At 32.9% G+C, this 19380-nt stretch carries 14 protein-coding genes, 1 tRNA gene and 1 pseudogene; 3 read left to right on the top strand and 13 right to left on the bottom strand.

Features of this window, described 5'->3' with window-relative positions; genetic code table 11:
- Positions 1-78: 78 nt before the first annotated feature.
- From AC3IPI_RS07830 to AC3IPI_RS07805, 6 genes are all read right to left on the bottom strand, one after another.
- Positions 79-534, bottom strand: a complete 456-nt coding sequence (locus AC3IPI_RS07830; protein WP_039116878.1) for a hypothetical protein — start codon at positions 532-534, stop codon at positions 79-81.
- A gap of 254 nt (positions 535-788) precedes the next feature.
- Positions 789-1256 carry a thioredoxin family protein gene (locus AC3IPI_RS07825; protein ID WP_039116877.1) on the bottom strand — a complete coding sequence of 156 codons (468 nt, stop codon included), beginning with the start codon at positions 1254-1256 and terminating at the stop codon, positions 789-791.
- A gap of 53 nt (positions 1257-1309) precedes the next feature.
- The gene (locus AC3IPI_RS07820) at positions 1310-2794 is read right to left on the bottom strand and encodes a peptide MFS transporter (protein WP_489158234.1); all 1485 of its coding nucleotides are present in this window, start codon (positions 2792-2794) and stop codon (positions 1310-1312) included.
- A 14-nt stretch (positions 2795-2808) separates the two neighbouring features.
- A complete protein-coding gene (locus AC3IPI_RS07815; protein ID WP_489158232.1) occupies positions 2809-4467 on the bottom strand; it encodes a peptide MFS transporter in 1659 nt (552 codons plus the stop codon).
- A 76-nt stretch (positions 4468-4543) separates the two neighbouring features.
- Positions 4544-6220 (bottom strand): peptide MFS transporter, encoded by a 1677-nt coding sequence (locus tag AC3IPI_RS07810; protein WP_039116961.1) that lies wholly within the window; start codon positions 6218-6220, stop codon positions 4544-4546.
- 35 nt (positions 6221-6255) lie between these two features.
- Positions 6256-8424 (bottom strand): S9 family peptidase, encoded by a 2169-nt coding sequence (locus tag AC3IPI_RS07805; protein ID WP_489158230.1) that lies wholly within the window; start codon positions 8422-8424, stop codon positions 6256-6258.
- Positions 8425-8605: 181 nt separating this feature from the next.
- Between AC3IPI_RS07805 and AC3IPI_RS07800 the strand changes: the two genes are divergently transcribed.
- Positions 8606-9922, top strand: a complete 1317-nt coding sequence (locus tag AC3IPI_RS07800; RefSeq protein ID WP_489158228.1) for a hydroxymethylglutaryl-CoA reductase, degradative — start codon at positions 8606-8608, stop codon at positions 9920-9922.
- A 157-nt stretch (positions 9923-10079) separates the two neighbouring features.
- Positions 10080-10997, top strand: coding sequence for a GYDIA family GHMP kinase (locus tag AC3IPI_RS07795; protein WP_489158226.1), 918 nt, complete (start codon positions 10080-10082; stop codon positions 10995-10997).
- 891 nt (positions 10998-11888) lie between these two features.
- Here AC3IPI_RS07795 and AC3IPI_RS07790 read toward each other — a convergent pair.
- The 6 genes from AC3IPI_RS07790 to AC3IPI_RS07765 all read right to left on the bottom strand — a co-directional run bounded on the left by AC3IPI_RS07790 (position 11889) and on the right by AC3IPI_RS07765 (position 18164).
- Positions 11889-13988: a peptidylprolyl isomerase gene (locus AC3IPI_RS07790; RefSeq protein ID WP_489158224.1), complete on the bottom strand. Its 2100-nt coding sequence runs from the start codon at positions 13986-13988 to the stop codon at positions 11889-11891.
- 109 nt (positions 13989-14097) lie between these two features.
- Entirely contained in the window at positions 14098-15357 is a 1260-nt protein-coding gene (locus tag AC3IPI_RS07785; RefSeq protein ID WP_489158222.1) for a hemolysin family protein, read from the bottom strand.
- 6 nt (positions 15358-15363) lie between these two features.
- Positions 15364-15561 carry a hypothetical protein gene (locus AC3IPI_RS07780; protein WP_039112517.1) on the bottom strand — a complete coding sequence of 66 codons (198 nt, stop codon included), beginning with the start codon at positions 15559-15561 and terminating at the stop codon, positions 15364-15366.
- Positions 15562-15573: 12 nt separating this feature from the next.
- Positions 15574-16128: an LPS export ABC transporter periplasmic protein LptC gene (gene lptC / locus AC3IPI_RS07775; RefSeq protein ID WP_039112518.1), complete on the bottom strand. Its 555-nt coding sequence runs from the start codon at positions 16126-16128 to the stop codon at positions 15574-15576.
- Between the two features lie 55 nt (positions 16129-16183).
- The gene (bamG, locus tag AC3IPI_RS07770; RefSeq protein ID WP_039112519.1) at positions 16184-17437 is read right to left on the bottom strand and encodes a BamG family beta-barrel-assembly machinery protein; all 1254 of its coding nucleotides are present in this window, start codon (positions 17435-17437) and stop codon (positions 16184-16186) included.
- On the bottom strand, positions 17430-18164 hold the full coding sequence (locus AC3IPI_RS07765) for a type III pantothenate kinase (RefSeq protein WP_039112520.1): 735 nt from the start codon (positions 18162-18164) through the stop codon (positions 17430-17432). The genes bamG and AC3IPI_RS07765 overlap by 8 nt, the downstream gene beginning before the upstream one ends.
- A gap of 100 nt (positions 18165-18264) precedes the next feature.
- Between AC3IPI_RS07765 and AC3IPI_RS07760 the strand changes: the two genes are divergently transcribed.
- A tRNA-Phe gene (locus AC3IPI_RS07760) sits at positions 18265-18337 on the top strand.
- Between the two features lie 89 nt (positions 18338-18426).
- Here AC3IPI_RS07760 and AC3IPI_RS07755 read toward each other — a convergent pair.
- Positions 18427-19257 (bottom strand): annotated as a pseudogene (locus AC3IPI_RS07755) (ISAon1 family transposase).
- Positions 19258-19380: the final 123 nt, after the last annotated feature.

Below are 19380 nucleotides of genomic sequence, written 5' to 3'. Positions count from 1 at the left end.
CTTAAATGAACTCACATAACTTATATGGTTGGCTTTTTTTAATCTTTATCAGGATTATAACTTCTTTTAAAGTAATATTTAAAATTCACTAGGATGTAAAAGCGCATTCGACTCCGAAATCCAAGCTTTTACTCCACCTCCACTATAAGCCATTTTACCCAGTGCCTGAAAAGTAGTTTTATTTTTTCTGATCACAGCATTAGCAAAACAAATCTCTGGTAGATCCTGAACTCCAAAAGCATTTTTGAGCTTAATATTTTGTTCCTTGTCACTATCTGAAATTTGACTATCGGATAAATCTAATTTTACTAAAACAACATTATCTCTAGACCAAAGTGCGAAGTCCAGCGTTCTCATTATTTCGTTTTGTAAGTTATCGGCTAAATTATTTGCAGTAAACAAAATCAACATTGGTTTTTTCAATTGGTTACTTAATTCAATAGCGTCATTAATATTTGTTTTCCAAACTAAATTCTGCGATTGCATTGTAATAAATCCTAAAAAAAACAGGGATACAAGTAGTTTTTTCATCATATTAAATTTGGTTTTTGGTTAGTTAAGGTAAACGAAATTAACATTTAATTTTAATTATCCAAATTATTTTATAACTAAAAATATATTTTATGTTTTTTTATAACTAATATTTTAAACATCCAATAAAAAACCAATATTCAGAATCGAAAAACCAAATAAATTACCTTATAAACAGCAAAAAGCTCTTTCCGTATAAAACGAAAAGAGCTTCTTTTATTTATTGATAGTTACTAGAAACTATCTAAATCATTTAATTATTTCTTAACCGGATTAACTATCCCGTCTGCAACAGCAAGCCAAGCCGTAGGTCCGCCAGCTACATATCCTGTAGTACCAAGCCCTTGAAAATTAACTTTTCCGTCTTTGTTCTCCGCTTTAGTAAAATAAACGGTTGGAAAACCCTGAATTCCAAAAACCTGTTGCAATTCACTATTTTGCGCCTTAACTTCTGGAGTTTGCGCTGTTCTTCTAGGAAAATCTAATTCAACCAAAACAACATTATCCTTTGCCCATTTGTTAAACTCAGGTGTTTTTAAAACTTCACTTTGCAAACGAATACACCATCCACACCAATCGCTACCAGTAAAGAACAACAACATTGGTTTTTTCTCTTTGTTACTTACAGCAATTGCTTCTTTTACATCTGTATACCATTTTAATTCTTGTGCTTCAACAGCAAAAGAACCTAACATAAGTAACAATGCAATAAATATCTTTTTCATCTTGTTTTTATTTTTTTTCAAATTTAAGGAAAAAATGAACTAGAAAATATTTTCTATTTTACTTCTTGCATTAATTTTTTAATCAATGGAGTACTTACGATCAAAACAATACCTGCTATAAGCGAATAAATTGCTAAATGATAATATCCATCTGTGTAAGCAAGTAACTTAGACATTAATGTAGTTCCTGTATTTGCATTCGACATTTCTGAACCCAATTTTCCAGCTGCAAACTGTCCAAATGCACTTGATAAAAACCATAATCCCATCATCATTCCAAAAAGTCTTTTAGGAGATAATTTAGTAATAACCGACATTCCAATTGGTCCAATACATAATTCCCCAAGTGTATACACTAAATACCCTAAAGCAAATACGTTAAGCGAACTCAATCCATTTGGATCAACAAAGAAACGAGCACTATAAAATATGAAGAATCCAGCCGCAAGAAGAATGAATGAGAATCCAAATTTCACAACTGTATTTGGCTCAATTTTTCTCTTATAAAGGAATATCCATAATAACCCGATTAGCGGACTAAAAATAATAACATATAAAGAGTTAATACTATTATTAACTACGTTTGGATCAATATTAAAGAACAATAACTGACTAGACAGGTTATCTTTTGCAAACAATGACAATGATCCACCCGATTGCTCAGAGATAGCCATAAACATAAAATACCCGAAGATAAAGACAAATGCTGCAAGCAATTTATATTGTTGGTTACGGTCTTTAATTCTTAGTAATTCATACAAGAAATACAAAAGAGCAACAGCTCCAATAGTGTACATGAAATATTCTGTAAAATCAGAATTTATCACCATTATATAAATAAGCGGAATTGCCAATAACGAACCTACATACACTCCAATTTCATACGTATTACGTTTTTTTGGAGTAAATTTCTCTAATGGAGAATTACCAATAGGCGCTAAGTGTTTCTTTGTTAATAGAAAAGTGATTACACCAATAATCATAACGATAGCAGCAGAAAGGAAACATAAACTCCAAGAGTAATTTTTTCCTAAATAAATAGGAATTGCTCCACCTAACATACCACCAATGTTAATACCTGCATAGAACATTCCGTATCCAGCATCTCTACGCCCATCATTTTCATGATACAACTCTCCTACCATAGAAGAAACGTTTGGCTTAAAAAACCCTGTTCCGATAATCGACAGCGTAATACCGTAGTAGAAAAAATCATGTGGCGAAGCTGCAATAATCAAGTTTCCTATGATCATAACGATTCCACCAAAAAGCAATGATTTTTTAAATCCCAAAATTTTATCGGCAAAAATACCTCCAATAAAAGTAAAAGCATATACAAATGCCTGTATGGCACCATATTGCAAATTTGCTTTTCCTTCTAATAATCCTAATTGGTCGACCATGAAAAATGCCAAAACACCTCTCATACCGTAAAAGCAAAAACGCTCCCACATTTCGACTAAAAACAAATACCATAATTGCTTTGGGTACTTGCCTTTAAAATTTTGTATTTCATCTAAAGTAATACTATGTTCCATTTATTTATAAATAATTAATTGATTCCTTTTTCTTTCATCACCTTGTTGAGTTGCTTTACCAAAGCAAACATCAATATAGTTGCAAACATCAACAATGCAAAATTCACCCAAAAAAAGTTGGCTTTATTATCGTATGTATCCCACATACTCGCTAAAACTCCACTTAGTTTATTCCCTATAGAAGTTGATAAAAACCAACCTCCCATCATTAAGGAAGTAATATTAACGGGGCTTAATTTAGACACCACCGATAATCCCATAGGACTCAAAAATAGTTCCCCGATTGTTATGATTCCGTAATTTGCTACCAACCACCAAGCACTAACCTTCTCTGCTCCATCATTTCCAATTTCTACGGCAGCAATCATAACTAAAACTGACAGCGCCGAAATTAATAAACCAAAAGCAATTTTCGTAGGTGTTGATGGTTCTTTTTTTCTTGCTCGCAAAAAAGAGAAAAAAGCAACAATCAATGGCGTTAATATAATTACCCAGGCTGGGTTAATAGACTGACTTAAATTTGTTGCCCAAAGATGCACTTTGGCTCCTTCTTCGGGTAATTTTTCTGGAGCAACATTTCTAAAATACAACGGATAATCCTCTACTTTTTCAACAACTCCATTAACTTTTTGCAAACGGAACTGATCATCATAAAGCTCTGTAGATACTTTTTTATACTCGACTTCTTTTGCTAATTTTACATTACCTACAATCTGTCCAGCTGTTCCAGTAACTTCCCTATCTGTATAACGGTCAGCCCAAGTTGTAAGTGCAGAACCATTAAGTTTAAATACTGCCCAAAATAAAATCACCACTGCAAAAATTGCCAACAAGGCACCAATCGGACGTTTGTCTTCTACTTTAGCCTTAAAATAAAGCGACCCATAAAAGAAGATTATCGGAATACAAGCAAAAATAAATGCGTCTGTACTATCTGATCCAAAGATATAACTATCCGGATTAGCTTCTGAAGTAACTCCTTTTAACAACCAACCTATTGCACCAAAAACAAATGAAGGCAATAAAATAAATAAGACAATTTTATAAAACGGCATATCCCCTTCTTGCACTCCTTTTTTCTGATCGTGTCCTACATAATGTTTTGTACCTAATAAAAATACAATAACACCTATAAACATTCCTACACCTGCAGCCATAAAAGCCCAATGCCATCCTAAAAGAATTTGCAAGGCAGCACCAAAGAAATTACAAATAAAAGCCCCAACATTAATTCCCATATAGAAAATATTGTAACCTTCATCTTTTTTATCTTTATACTCTTCATCATTATAAAAACTCCCTAATAAGGTAGAAATATTTGGCTTAAAAAAACCATTCCCTACAATTACCAAAGTCATAGCAATATAAAGCACCGTGACATCATGTACCCCCATAAGGAAGTAACCAATCCCCATTAAAATTCCACCAATAACAATAGATTTTTTATACCCTAAATATCTATCAGCAATAAGACCTCCAATAAAAGGCGTTAAAAAAACCAATGCAATAAAAGTCCCATACAAATCAGAAGCTTCTTTTTCAGTCATTGCAAAACCTTCTTTTACATCTTTAAGATATAAAGTAAAAATTCCAATCATTAAATAATAACCAAAACGCTCCCACATTTCAGATAAGAACAAATAAGGCAATGCTTTAGGATGTTTTTTCCACATAACTATAAACTCTTTAAAATTAAAATTACCTACAAGTCTAAACCTGTAGGTAATTTTTATATATTATTATTATTTTTTATCTAACACCGTGCATCATTTTCTTTAAAACCGGAGACAGTGCAAACAAAATTATAGCCGCCAATCCCGTTAAAATAACAAACACCATGAAGAACTCGAATAAGTTATGAATTTCGAAACCTGCAAAAACAGGGTTATGATCATTGATATGATGCTCTGCCAATAACTTTAATTGAGCCGCAGTTGGCGTAATAGTTTTATCCAGAACAGCCTGTAAATCTATACCTAATTCTTTAGCTTTTACAAATTTATCTCCTGTTGCAGGCAAGATAGAACCTAAAGTACCACCTAAAGCATAACCAGAAGCATTAGATAAGAAGAATACTCCGTATAATAATGAAGAGAAACGTTTTGGCGAAAGCTTACCAACCAAAGACAATCCGATTGGAGACAAACAAAGCTCAGCACAAGTATTTAATAAATATAATAAAATCAACCATTTGATAGCTAACAATCCTGAAGTTCCAATTACTTTAACCTGAGTAGCAATCATGAAGAAACTTATTGTAATAATCAATAAACCAAAAGCAAGTTTTACTGGCGAGATTGGTTCTTTACCACCAGCTCTTAATTTATCCCATAAAATACTAAAAGGAACTGCAAGAACTACAACAAATAAACCATTAAAGATTTGTACCATCGAAGCAGGCATTGCCCATCCAAAGAAGTTTCTGTCTGTTTGGTTATCTGCAATAAAAGTTAAAGATGAACCAGCTTGCTCAAACGCAGCCCAGAAGAAGATAATAAAGAAAGAAACGATGTAAATTACAAAAATACGATCTCTTTCTATTTTTGTTAAAGAAGAATCAGAAACGATTAATCCTGCTAATGTCAAACCACTTGAATAAATCAAAGTATAAATTAAGTTTTGACCAAAACCAAAATGAACAATTGCACCTATAACGAAAAATGCTACACCAGCAACTGTCAATGCAGTTTGAGAAAAGTTAGCTTTTTGAGATTCACCTTCTTCAAAATCAGCAGCAACATTTTTAGATGGTAATCCACCTAAAGGTCTTCCTTCTGGAGTAACCACATATTTATTCTTTAAGAAAAAGAAAAGCATTGTTCCTAAAAACATTGCTATCGAAGCAGCAAGGAATCCCCATTTAAAAGCGTGAATATCTCTAACTCCACCTGTATCTCTTACATCTCCTAATAAAGGACAAATAGATTGCCCAAGAAAAGCACCTAAATTAATACCCATATAAAAAATAGTAAAAGCAGTATCAAGCTTACTTTTTTCTTGTTTAGGATATAAACTTCCTACCATACTAGAAATATTTGGCTTAAAGAAACCGTTACCAAAAACGATAACTCCCAATCCGCAATACATTATAATAGTAGCAAAATTTAAATCAGAACCAAAAACACTGGCACTAGTAAACAATAATAATTGTCCAATCGCCATCATTAAACCACCAAGAAGAATACAGTTTCTGTTTCCGAAAAAACGATCTGCAATAAACCCTCCAAGCATTGGTGTAAGGTAACAAAGACCAAGAAAACCTCCATAAATTAATGAAGCATCTTCTTCTTTCATCAATAATGAATTTACAAGAAATAAAGTCAATAAGGCTCGCATGCCATAAAAATTGAATCTCTCCCACATCTCGGTTCCAAACAATACCCAAAGCCCTTTTGGATGCGCCGTTTTTACTTCTGTTTCTTTCATATTATTCATTATTATTTAGGTTTATTAGTTTTATGTTATAGGTTCTCCTTGATAAAGTTAGTCATTTTATCATAAAGCTGAATTCTTGTTTTTCCGCCATAAATACCGTGATCTTTGTCTGGATAAATTTGCGAATCAAATTGTTTGTTAGCTTGTATTAAAGCCTCCATCATTTGCATTGAGTTTTGTACGTGTACATTATCATCTGCAGACCCATGAATTAAAAGAAACTTCCCTTTTAATTTATCTACATGGTTAATAGGAGAGTTATTATCATAACCACTTGCATTCTCCTGAGGAGTTTGCATATATCTTTCAGTATAAACCGTATCATAAAATCTCCAGTTAGTAACAGGAGCAACAGCAATTGCCATTTTAAACACATCGTTTCCTTGGAAAATACAGTTCGAAGCCATAAAACCTCCGTAACTCCATCCAAAAATTCCAATTCTAGAAGCATCAACATAAGGATACGCACCAATTACTTTAGCAGCATCAATTTGATCTTCAACTTCATATTTTCCTAATTCTAATTGAGTTACTTTCTTAAAGTCAGCTCCTTTAAAACCTGTTCCTCTACTATCAACACAAGCCACGATATATCCTTGTTGCGTTAACATTTCAAACCAGTAATCATTAGAGTTATTCCATTGGTTAGCCACTTGCTGAGAACCTGGTCCTGAATATTGAAACATAAAAACAGGATATTTTTTCGCAGGGTCAAAATCTTTAGGTTTTAAAATCCAAGTATTTAATTCGTTTCCTTTAGCCGTTTTTAATACAAAAAACTCTTTAGTAGCAAGATTATATCCTTTAAGTTTAGAAGTCAATGCTTCATTATTCTCTATAACCTGTAATTCTTTTCCAGCTTTAGCCTCATTAAGAGTATAAGTTGTAGGCTGAGAAGCGCTTGAGAATGTATTAATGTAGTATTCAAAATTCGGGCTGAAGGTTGCCTTACTAGTACCTACGTTTTTAGATAAACGTATTTTATTTTTTCCGTCAAGTGCAATTCGGTAGATATCACGATTGATTGACCCATTTTCTGTAGATTGATAAAAAACAGTTTTAGTTTTTTCATCAAATCCGTAATATGAAGTTACTTCCCAGTTTCCTTTAGTAACCTGATTTTTAAGTTTTCCAGTTTTATCGTATAAATAAATATGATTAAAACCATCTTTTTCGCTAGTCCAGATAAAACTATTATCTTTTAAGAATGTTAAGTTATCAGTAACATCTACATAAGCTTTATCTTTTTCATTAAGAACCACTTTCGAAGTTCCCGAAGTACCATCTACAAATAATAAATCCAAATTATTCTGGTGACGGTTTAACACCTGTGCAGATAAGGTATTATTATCATTTGTCCATTGCATTCTTGCAATATAAAAGTCGTTGTAATTACCAAGCTTAACTTCTTTAGTTGCATTTGCAGCCGCATCATATATATGTAACGAAACTACTGCATTTTTCTCTCCAGCTTTAGGATATTTAAATGTTTCGATTGAAGGATATAGATCTGTCTTGAAAATTGACATCGAAAATTCTGGAACCATACTTTCGTCAAAACGAATATAAGCTACTTTCTTGCTGTCTTTACTCCAATCAAAAGCCCGCACAAAAGCGAATTCTTCTTCATAAACCCAATCCGTAATACCATTAATTACCGAATTTTTCTTTCCATCAGTTGTAATCTGAGTCGATTTCTTCGAAACTACATCATAAACATAAAGGTTATTCTCTTTTGCGTAAGCGATTTTTTGTCCATCAGGCGAGAAAGTCGGCTCCTGAACCTGAAAATCAAAAAGCTTAGTTAGCTCTTTAGTACCTATATTATATAAATAATAATCTGCTGTAAACGAGTGACGGAATATTTTTTTAGAATTACAAGCCAACAAAATCATTTTTTCTGATGCATCAAAAGTATAACTATCAATCATCGGTAAACTTCTATGATCTTTAGTATCGATTAAAGTTGCTCCTTTTTTTAATGTAGCATAATCATACAAATCGATCTGCATGCTTCTACCAGCTCTATCAAAATTCAGTACAGTATATTGATTTGTATTGTGTAGTGACTGTAGTTTAAACATTTCTTTAGCTCGAAATGTTCCATTAAAAATATCATCTACAGTAATTTTTTGTTGACCAAAAAGTGTCACACAAAAAAATAAAAACAATGCGGTAAGTTTGTTAGTATTCATACAATTGAGTTAAATATAAAAAAGAGCCCAATTTTAGTGAAAAAAATACACATAATATACTTTTTGTATGTTAAATGTTAAGAAATTGGTTTTTCATATTATTTAATGTCCATAATTACATTATAAACAAATCCGTTAAAGTGGTATCTTTGCAGCAATACTACCATTTAATCTACTGAGAATGAACAACGCGGTTTCTGGATTTTCTAAATTATCCAAAGAAGAAAAAATAAACTGGATTGCAAAAAAGTACTTTTCGACACCCGAAGAAGCAGTTTTTTTACTTAAAAATTACTGGAATGCTGACGAAAAAATACAGAAATTACATGATGAATTCATCGAAAACACCATAACCAATTTTTATATTCCACTTGGTGTAGCTCCAAATTTCCTCATCAACGACAAATATTCCACAATTCCAATGGCAATTGAGGAAAGTTCTGTTGTTGCAGCAGCTTCAAAAGCAGCTAAGTTTTGGTCGACAAGAGGTGGGTTTAAAGCTACAGTAATTAACACCGAAAAAATTGGTCAGGTACATTTTACTTTTAATGGAGATGTATCAAAACTGAATCTATTTTTCGCACAAACCAAAAGCAAGTTTTTTAGCGATACCGAAAGTATCACTAAAAATATGCAACAACGCGGTGGCGGAATTCTGGATATTGTTCTAAAAGACAAAACCAATTTATTACCGAATTACTTTCAGCTTCATGCAACTTTTGAAACCAAAGATAGCATGGGAGCCAATTTTATAAATTCATGTTTAGAGCAATTTGCCAAAACACTAAAAGAAGCTTCTCAAGAATATGAATTATTCACCGAAGCCAATGAAGAAGTAAAAGTTATCATGAGCATCCTTTCTAACTATGTCCCAAATTGCATAGTAAGAGCCGAAGTTTCTTGTCCTGTCGAAGAACTAGCAGAAAAACACATCCCGAATCCTCAAGAATTTGCAGAGCGATTTGTACAGGCAGTTCAGATTGCCGAAGTAGAACCATTTCGTGCAGTAACACACAACAAAGGAATCATGAATGGTGTCGATGCAGTAATACTCGCCACAGGAAATGATTTCCGTGCAGTCGAAGCCGGAGTTCATGCATACGCATCCCGAAACGGACAATATTCAAGTTTATCTCATGCTAAAATCGAAAATGGAATTTTCACCTTTTGGCTAGACATTCCCCTTGCCATAGGAACCGTTGGCGGACTTACATCTTTACATCCGTTAGTTAAATTTTCATTACAAATGCTCGAGAATCCATCGGCACCAGAGTTAATGCAAATCGTTGCCGTTGCAGGATTAGCGCAAAACTTTGCCGCATTGCGTTCCTTAACAACAACAGGAATCCAGGAAGGACACATGAAAATGCACATCAATAATATCATCAATCAATTTGCTGCCAATGACGAAGAACGTCATTTAATCAAAAATCACTTTAAAAACAACACCATCTCACATAGTGCCGTGGTAGATTTTATCGAGAACTTAAGAAAATAATTTAATTGTCAACCTGAGCGGAGTCGAAAAACAACTAAAGGAGAATTAAAGTGAGGCCTTTTTTTCCAGAAGCTATTTCCCGCTGTACGCTATATCTTTATGTTTTTAAAGGAAAAACATAAAGGATACCGCTGCCATCAGGGCTAAAAACAAATGCATGAAAACAACTTTTTACAGTAACGGAAAACTTTTAATAACAGGAGAATATTTAGTATTAGATGGCGCTAAAGCCTTTGCATTACCTACTAAATTCGGACAAAATTTAATTGTTGCCAAAGGAGAAAATCAAGAAATACAATGGAAAAGTTACGATGCCGATAGCCACGTTTGGTTCGAAGACAACATAACATTTGCCGAAATAATAGACAATCCCGAAACCGAAACCGAAACTGTAAAAACTACATTAATAAATATTCTTCACGAAGCCTATTTATTAAATCCAGAATTTATAACCCAATCCGAAGGATATCAAATAAGCACACAACTTACATTTCCTAAAAATTGGGGCTTAGGCACATCATCAACATTATTAAACAATATTGCCCAATGGACAAAGATCGATGCTTTTACATTGCTTAAAAATAGTTTTGGAGGTAGCGGATATGATATTGCCTGTGCGCAAAACAACACTCCTATATTATATCATTTACAACAAGACTTACCAATTGTCGAAAAAATAGCATTTAAGCCAGAGTTTAGCCAGAATCTACACTTTGTGTACTTAAACAAGAAACAAAGTAGCAAAGCAGCTATTTCTGCTTATTACAACAACAAGAATAACAACCTTGCCAAGATAATTACCAATAACGACAAAATCACGCAAACAGTTATACAAGCCAAAACCGGAAAAGAATTTGCAAAGGCACTAGCAATACACGAAGCCGAAATGAGTAATGTATTAGAAATGCAAACTATTAAAGAAAGACTCTTTCCTGATTTTGATGGTGTAATAAAAAGTCTTGGTGCTTGGGGAGGCGATTTTGTAATGGCAATATCCAAAGAAGACCCAACTGAATATTTCACAACTAAAGGATACGAAACAATAATCCCTTATAACGAAATGATATTAGCATAAACCAAATTACAAATATTTGATTACTAAATACAAACCTTGCTAGAATATAGCAAGGTTTTTTTATTTTTTAGTTATTATAATCAATACAAAATACCTAAAAGGATTTTAACAATAGACAAGTCTTTAACTCATAATCTTGTTTTATCCACAAACTTGTCTTTCTGACGAAGGAAGACACGAGCGATAGCGAACTGGCGAAGCAATCTCCGCAAGAAACTAACACAAAGCTTCCAAAAAATACCGAGCTACTATCGGAAATTCTTCCTTCGTAAGAAAGACAAAATTGAAGAGTTTCTTTGCAAAACTAATAGTACTCTTGCTGGCGCGAGCGCAATCTCATTAAGTTAAGGAAAAACAGAGAAAAATGATTGATGATTTTTGATTAACGATTTTTGATTTCAGATGTATGCAACCACTTGCTAGCGCGAGCGCAATGTCATTAAGGTTAAGGAAAAATAGAGAAAAATGATTGGTGATTTTTGACTAACGATTTTTGATTTCAGATGAATGAACCTCAGAAAAATCGACAATAGACATTTACAAACACTAAATCTTCAATCTCTTAACTTAATGATATTGAGCGTCGGAATGGAAGAAAATCCGTGTTTAATCAGTGTTTTCGCTATAGCGAATCCGCATCATCCGCGTTCCCTTATAGACAATCTTTGTCGAAGATACAATTTAACTATAATAGCTTAATCTTAATAACATTGGGCGCGAGCGTCTCGCACGTGAACACAATCAAAATAAGACTAAACAGACTCGAAGCCCATAACTTCTAATACAAACAAACCTACAAGGTTTTAAAAGCCTTGCAGGTTAAAACAAAAAAATCCCGAAATAAACATTTCGGGATTTTTTAATTTAATCTTTTATTTAAGTCGTAATAAACTAGTAGCTAAAGTTAGCTCTGTTATCAACAATTTTAGCATTGTCTTTTAATGCAGGAAGAATTCTGCTTACATCTTGTGCACTTTGAGCTTTTACCTGAGCAACATAAGCTGCATGGTCTTTTAAAGCTGGTGCTTTTACAGTACTAACGTTTTTAACAACATATACTCCTGTATTACCTTCAATTGGAGCAGAAAGTTTACCTACTGCCAAAGCAAATGCATTACCAACAACTTTTGGCTCTTGACCAACACCACCAGGTAAAATTGGGTTATTCATCGTTACATCTGTAGCTTGTTGTACAGCTACTCCAGCATTTTTAGCTACTGCTTCGATAGTTGTACCTGTCATTTTAGCTTTTAATATTTCAGCTTTTTTCTTGTTTTTAAGAATTGGCTCAACATAAGGTCTTGCAACATCTACAGATACTAAACCTGTTTTGTTAACACTCTTAAGTTGTGCAATAACGTGACCAACATTTGATACTTCAAAACGTTTTACATCACCTTTGCTTGTTTCTTTATCAAAAGCCCATCTTACGATTGTTCTTTGGTTTCCTAATGGACCAAAGTTTTCATCCATAGCTTTTACAGTAGCAGGAGCTGCAACCGTTAATTTCATTTCTTTTGCAACTTGATTAAAGTCTTTATCAGCAGCATCCATTTCAAATTTAGTTGCCTGAGTAAATGCTTTATCAGATGTAGCTTCAGAAGCTTCGATTTTTTGAGCAATAGTTGCTAAACGAATACCGTCTTGTTTATCTGTAATTTTGATGATATGAAATCCGAAAGGAGTTTCTACCAATCCAACTTTTCCAATTGGGTTACTGAAAACAAAATCATTAAATGGTTTCACCATTTGGTTTTGACCGAAATATCCTAAATCACCACCTTGTTGCGCAGATGAATCATCAGAAGCTGTAAAAGCTAACATTAAGAAACTATCTGGATTTGCATTTACTTGAGCCAAAATTTCTTCTGCTCTAGCTTTAGCTTGTTCTTTAGTTCTTCTTTCTTTTTGGTTTGGAACTTGAGTTCCTTCATAGCTAATTAAGATATGACTTGCTTTTGCATTAACTCCAGCTTTAAAACCTAAAGATTTAGAAATACAGTAGTATTTACCAAAAACATAAGGACCGTAGATTTCACCTGGAGCAAGACTGAATAATTTATCAGCATCAACAGCTGGCAAATCTTTCTTAGCTACATAAGTAGAATCGTAAGGTACATCTGAATTTGAGTTTACAAAGTCAGCAACATTTTTAGCCGATTTAAATCCTGGCAAAGTATCGTTTTTACCTGTTTTTTGGTTGTAAACAACACTTCCAGATAATAGAGCAGTTATTTTAGCTTTAATATCAGCTTCATCTTCTTTAGACGCTTTATCTTCAATTAAAACATATTGAACCTCACGAGTTTCATCTGCTTTAAATTTCTTTTCGTCTTTTTTCATGAAATCTACAATCTCAGAATCAGTTACTTTTACATCACTGTCTTTGATAGAAGAATATAAACCCGCAGCAAAAGCAAAGTTAACTTTGTTTGCTTCCATTTCATATTTCAATTTACCTTCAGCTACAGTTGTATAAAGACCTGCTTTAATCAACGTATTGTATATTTGGTATTTTGCATTCAAATCTGCATCTTTCTCTCTATCTTTTAAGAATTGAGCTTGCTCAGGATTTGCTTTAAAATATTCTTTAAATTTTGCTACGTCAAACATCCCTGCTGCATTTAAGAACATTGGATTTTTTCCGATATTTTGGTCAGCTTTTAAAACCTCAAGTAAATGTTTTTCACCTACTCTTAATCCTAGTTTATCAAATTCAGATGATAACAAAGCAATAGAAACTTCTTGATCCCAAACTCTGTTTGCAGCTTCAGTGGAAGTTATTCCTTGCCCACTTTTCTCAACACTACTTACTTTGATTCTAAAATCCTCAAATGAGATATCTTTCCCATTGATGCTTCCCACGTCTTTTGAACTTTCGCCCATCCCTCCTTTACTGAAAAGATCTTGAATGATAAATGCGAATAATGCAAGTGCAATAGCGCCTATCAATAAAGCGGAACGTTGTCTAATTTTTGCTAAAACTGCCATTTTTATTGTTGTTAATTTTATATTCAGTTTGCGAAAATACAATTATCTAGTTAATAATAATACTACTAGCAATTTATTTTGCAAGAATTTTTACTTTTCTAAAAAAATATCACTCTCTAATAGTCATTTTTACTAATTCTATTTTCTTATTTGTCGCCTCTTCTATCACAAAATGATAGTTTTCGATGGTAATTTCTTCCCCAACCTGAGGAATTTCTTTCGTATGATCTACAATAAAACCACCTAATGTTCCATAAGAATCACTTTCGGGAATATCTAGTTTATAAGTCTCATTAAGATACTCAACATCAAATCGAGTCGAAAAAAGATACTTACCCTCACCCAATTCTTTTTCTATTAATTCCTCGTCCAGGTCGTGCTCATCTTCAATCTCTCCAAACAACTCCTCTACAATATCTTCAACAGTTATTATACCCGAAGTTCCTCCATATTCATCTAAAACCACAGCAACACTTTTTCGTTTTTTTGTAAGCAAATTCAAAACGTCTTTTATATAAACTGTTTCCGGAACAAATTCTACAGGAATCAATACTGACTTTATAGTCTTAGGCTTTTTAAACAAATCGAAAGAATGGACATATCCCAAAATATCATCCAAAGAATTCTGATATACCAAAATCTTAGAATATCCAGTTTCTACAAATAATGCTTTAAGTTCTGCAACTGTATCAAAAAGTCCTACTGCATCAATCTCTGTACGAGGCGTCATGATATCTCTTGCTTTTACACCCGAAAACTCTAATGCATTCTGAAATATTTGTATCTCTGAATCCACTTCTTCATCATCTTCTACCGCACTCATTTGCTCGGTAATATAATTCCCAAGTTCAACTTTACTAAAAAAAAGCTGCACTTGATCCCCTTCAGTTTTAAAAAATCTTCGGAGTATAAAATCTGAAATCCAGATAAAAAATGTAGAGATATAATAAAAAAGCCAGTAGAAAAAATACGCTGGGATTGCAAAAAACTTAATTAAAGAGTTTGCATAAATCTGAAAAAAAACTTTTGGAAAAAACTCTGCCGTAATTAAAACCAAAAAGGTAGAGATCACAGTTTGAACAATTAAGCTAGTAACATCCGAGAAATGATACCCGAATTTAATTATAACCTTTAAAAGCAAATCCCCCATAAAAAAACCATAAACAACCAATGCAATATTATTACCAATAAGCATTGCAGCTATAAATTTTGATGGTTTTTCGGTAAGTTTAGTAAGGATTTTGGATAAAAAATTATCTTGTTTTTTCTCAATCTCAAGATAAATTTTATTCGAGGATATGAATGCTATTTCCATACCCGAAAAAAAGGCCGATAGTATTAAGCAAACTATTATAATACTAATCTCCATTTTTTATTATTTTTTATTAGGATTCTGATTATCAAACTTCTTAGAAAATTTCCTTCTGAAGAAAAACATAAAAATTCCCATTCCCGCAATTAAAAAACTTAACCAAGGAGTCTCTCCACCCGCGTTTATTTTCATTACTGCATCATAAATAAACAGAATTGCAATTACTAGATAAGCGTATTGTGTATATTTTAAGTAACCCATAATTATCGTTTTTTATTCTTCGGTTTGTATCTCTCCGTTTATTCGTTGAGAGTTTATTATTTTAAAGTCTTTACTGAAATCGATTCCCTGACCATAAGAAACTCCTTTTACATCTGTAAATTTAAACTTTCTTTCAGTATAAAACCATTCATTTTTTTGATCAAAATACAACTGTTCAGTCTCTAACATCTGACCGTCATCTGTTGTAATCTTCACTTTTCCTTGCAAATCGATGATAGAAGTTTGCTTGTACGAAATAGCATAATTTGCTTTTACGTAAGTACGTTTGCGCTTTTTATCATACAAAGTAACATCTATACCTTTTGGAAAATCGGTAAATGGAAAAGCAACATTGGAATAATCCAACATCTTAGGACTTATTAAAATTCCTGAAATAAGTCCAGAGTCGGTATATTTTATATTAACATTATCAGCATCACTAGCAGGAACAAACTCAGTAAAATTACTTCTTTGTACCTCTTTAAAATTGCTTTCGCATCCTAGAAAAAACATCGCAATAAAAATTACAAGCCCAGGAATGACGCTATATGTTCTAAGTAAATTCATTCGCTAAATAAGGTAAATTAAACTCTAAACCAGAATTTGTAATCTATAATCCGGATTAATTAAACTTGCTTCTCTCGAACCATTTATCGTTTAATGAGAAACCAAGACTAAAATTAGCATAATTTTCTTGAATTAAACCTGCAGATGTAGTTCCTCTTTTTCCGAACTCCATTCCGAAATTAATATTAGAAAATGTTCCTGAAATAGGGAATCCAGCTCCTAGAGTAAGCCCAATATCATTTATGCGTTCTCCATTGATAATCAAACCTGTTTTCTCGTATTTAAGACCAGCTCTATAAGTAACTCTATTAAAGTAACCTGCAAAAGAACTATAGTTAGGAATATAGTAACCTCCTAAACTTGCGCTAGCGTATTTTCCGTATCCTACATTTGATGCAGCATTATAAGTACTTGATTGATCAACTGAATTTTGATAAGAAACCTTTCCTCCAATTAACCATTTTCTTGCCTGTCCAACACCTGCACTTAAAGCAAGCTTAAATGGCATATTTACATCTACCTCAGATTTTTGATCCGTTCCAGGGTCAATAACACTAAAGTTAAGTCCAGAACCTAACATTCCTGTAGATATATTTCTTGTATTTTCAGAATTTAACTTACTCTGTAATGTATATGTTGCACTAGTAAAAAGAGATAATTTTTTATTAATTTTATATTGGTACATTGCTCCCAAATTAAAATTAACCCCAGATAAATGAGTCGTATTCAACTCTCTTGTTCCAACTGGAACATCAGTAATAAACTCTAAACTAGTAGTTTCTACCTTACCAAAATTATAATGCATATCAGCACCAATGCTAAAGTTAGGTTTGATTTTATAAGCAAATCCTAAATAAACTTTATTTAATCCTCCTGAACCATCAAATCTTTTATTGTTATCTCCTGTGTTTATAGCAAGTGACTCAATTTGATATCCTACAGATGAATATGGAATTAATCCAAAACCTAATCCGAATTTACTTCCTAAAGGCATACCCACAGCTAAATAATCTAAAGCTGTTCTTTGTGCTTTTGCCGATTCAGTATCTGTTTTTAATGTACTTGAATTGTATGTTCCTCCTATCGTAAAAGCTGTAAGTTTAAGATTTGCGTAACTCGCAGGGTTCTCTAAATTCATATGAATACTATCTTGCTCAACTGCAACACCCGACATAGAGCGATTTTCGATAGTTCCTTTAAATCTTACATCTCCAATTCCGTAAAAAGAATAAGGAGAAGCTGTTCCTTGCTGAGCAAAAGATACGAATGACAAAAGTAAGCAAGCGCTTATTATAATTTTTTTAATCATTGTTGATTTTATATTGAAATGTTTGATTCAAACTTTCTAATAAGAAATTTGAATTGGCAAATATGGTATTTTTTAATCGTTTAGCCAAAAAAAGTGCATCACCACCCGTTAAAATTATTATAAAGTTTGAGTAGTCTGCTTTGTATTGATCGATAAAACCGTCTATTTCATAGACGAATCCGTTTACAACCCCCGAATGCATTGATTCGGGCGTTGAATTCCCTACGTATGATTTAGGCTCTTCAAAAGTTAATAACGGAAGTTTTGCTGTATAATTATGAAGCGCTTCGTATCGTAATCGCAACCCTGGAGAAATAGCTCCTCCCAAATAGTTATCATTTTCGTCGACAAAATCGTATGTAATGCAAGTTCCAGCATCGATAACCAATCTATTTTGATTAGGATATTGCAATGTTGCTCCACTAGCAAGTATAATTCTATCGATTCCTAAAGTTTTTGGCGTTGCGTAATTATTTTTAAATGGAAAATGACCTTCATTTGTCAAAAAACAGACATTTACATCATTTTCAAAATTCAAAAACGACTCTTTTTCGACATTTCCGACAGACGCAACGACCAAATCGGTCACTTTTTCAAATTTTTTTAAAATTTTTTTAATTTTTATTTGGAGCTCATTTTTATCAAAAACAAACAATTCCAAAACAGTATCATTCTCAAAAACAGCACCCTTAATACGAGTATTCCCAACATCGATTGTTAAAACCATAGCTTCTTACTTTACGAATGCGAAGATACGAATTGATTTTTTTTTAAAATTGTTTTGGAGAAACTAAAAAACATTCTATATTTGCACCCGCAACAAGCACGGTACCTTAGCTCAGATGGTAGAGCAATGGACTGAAAATCCATGTGTCCCTGGTTCGATCCCTGGAGGTACCACGAAACCCGAATAGAAATATTCGGGTTTTTTGTTTTTAACACTTCTCCACAAATGCATTATTTATAGGATCAGGTTCAAAAGTTGGGGATTAAGCAAAAAGATTAGATAATCTGAACAAGAAGAAATCAATATTTCTTACACCTCTGAATTGTGATCTAAATGCTTTAATTTTTGCATTAAAAGATTCAGCCGAAGCATTTGTACTTCTATTATCAAAATAGTTTAAGATTGACTGGTAATTAAAAGTTATGGTATTGAGCAGAATATTGAAGTTTTTAAAACCTGATTCCTCTACATTTCTATACCAATGTGCTAGTTTGGTCATAGCAATATGTTTATCGTTGTGATTATTGTAAATCCCTCGAAGTTGTTGATTTAGATTATAGGCTGTTTCTATATCTGGATATAGATCAAAGAGCATTTGAGCTCTTTCTTTTTGGCTCTTTGTCCATTTTTCGCGAGATTTATAAAGTAGATATCTGCTTCTGGCTAATAGCTGTTTTACAGAATCTCCGTTTGATAAAAGCTGTGAGATATATGTTTTATTTTCTTTTTTTGCCTGTAATATCAATTGATTTTCAAAATCCATAGCTTCCCATCGATGTTTGATTCTGATTTCTTATAATGCTTCCAATGCCAATTTTTGAACATGGAACCTATCGGTTACTTGTATGGCTTTTGGAAAGGCTCTCTTTGATATTAATTTCATGGAATTAGCCATATCAAGTGTTATTTCTTTTACACAAGATCTCTTTTTGTAATCAATTTTACAGAGGTGTTCTATGACCTGATCAGCTTTGGTTCCTGCAATAATAGCCACTAAGCAGCCTTTTTTGCCTTTGAATTTCTTGTTGGTCACAATAGTATATAGTTCACCCTGAGATAAAGCTACTTCATCAATGGATAAATGAGTACCCATATTTTCGGGGTAAACAATCCACTGGTGCGCATGTTCGCGCGGAGCCCATATACTAAAAGAGCTTAGATGTTTTTTATATTGTCTTTGAAGTTTTTTTCCATTGACTTCGAAAAAACCTCCAAT

The organism is Flavobacterium sp. GL_143 (assembly GCF_057834355.1).
The sequence above is the reverse complement of the archived record's forward strand: the minus strand, read 5'-3'. Positions and strand labels throughout refer to the sequence as shown.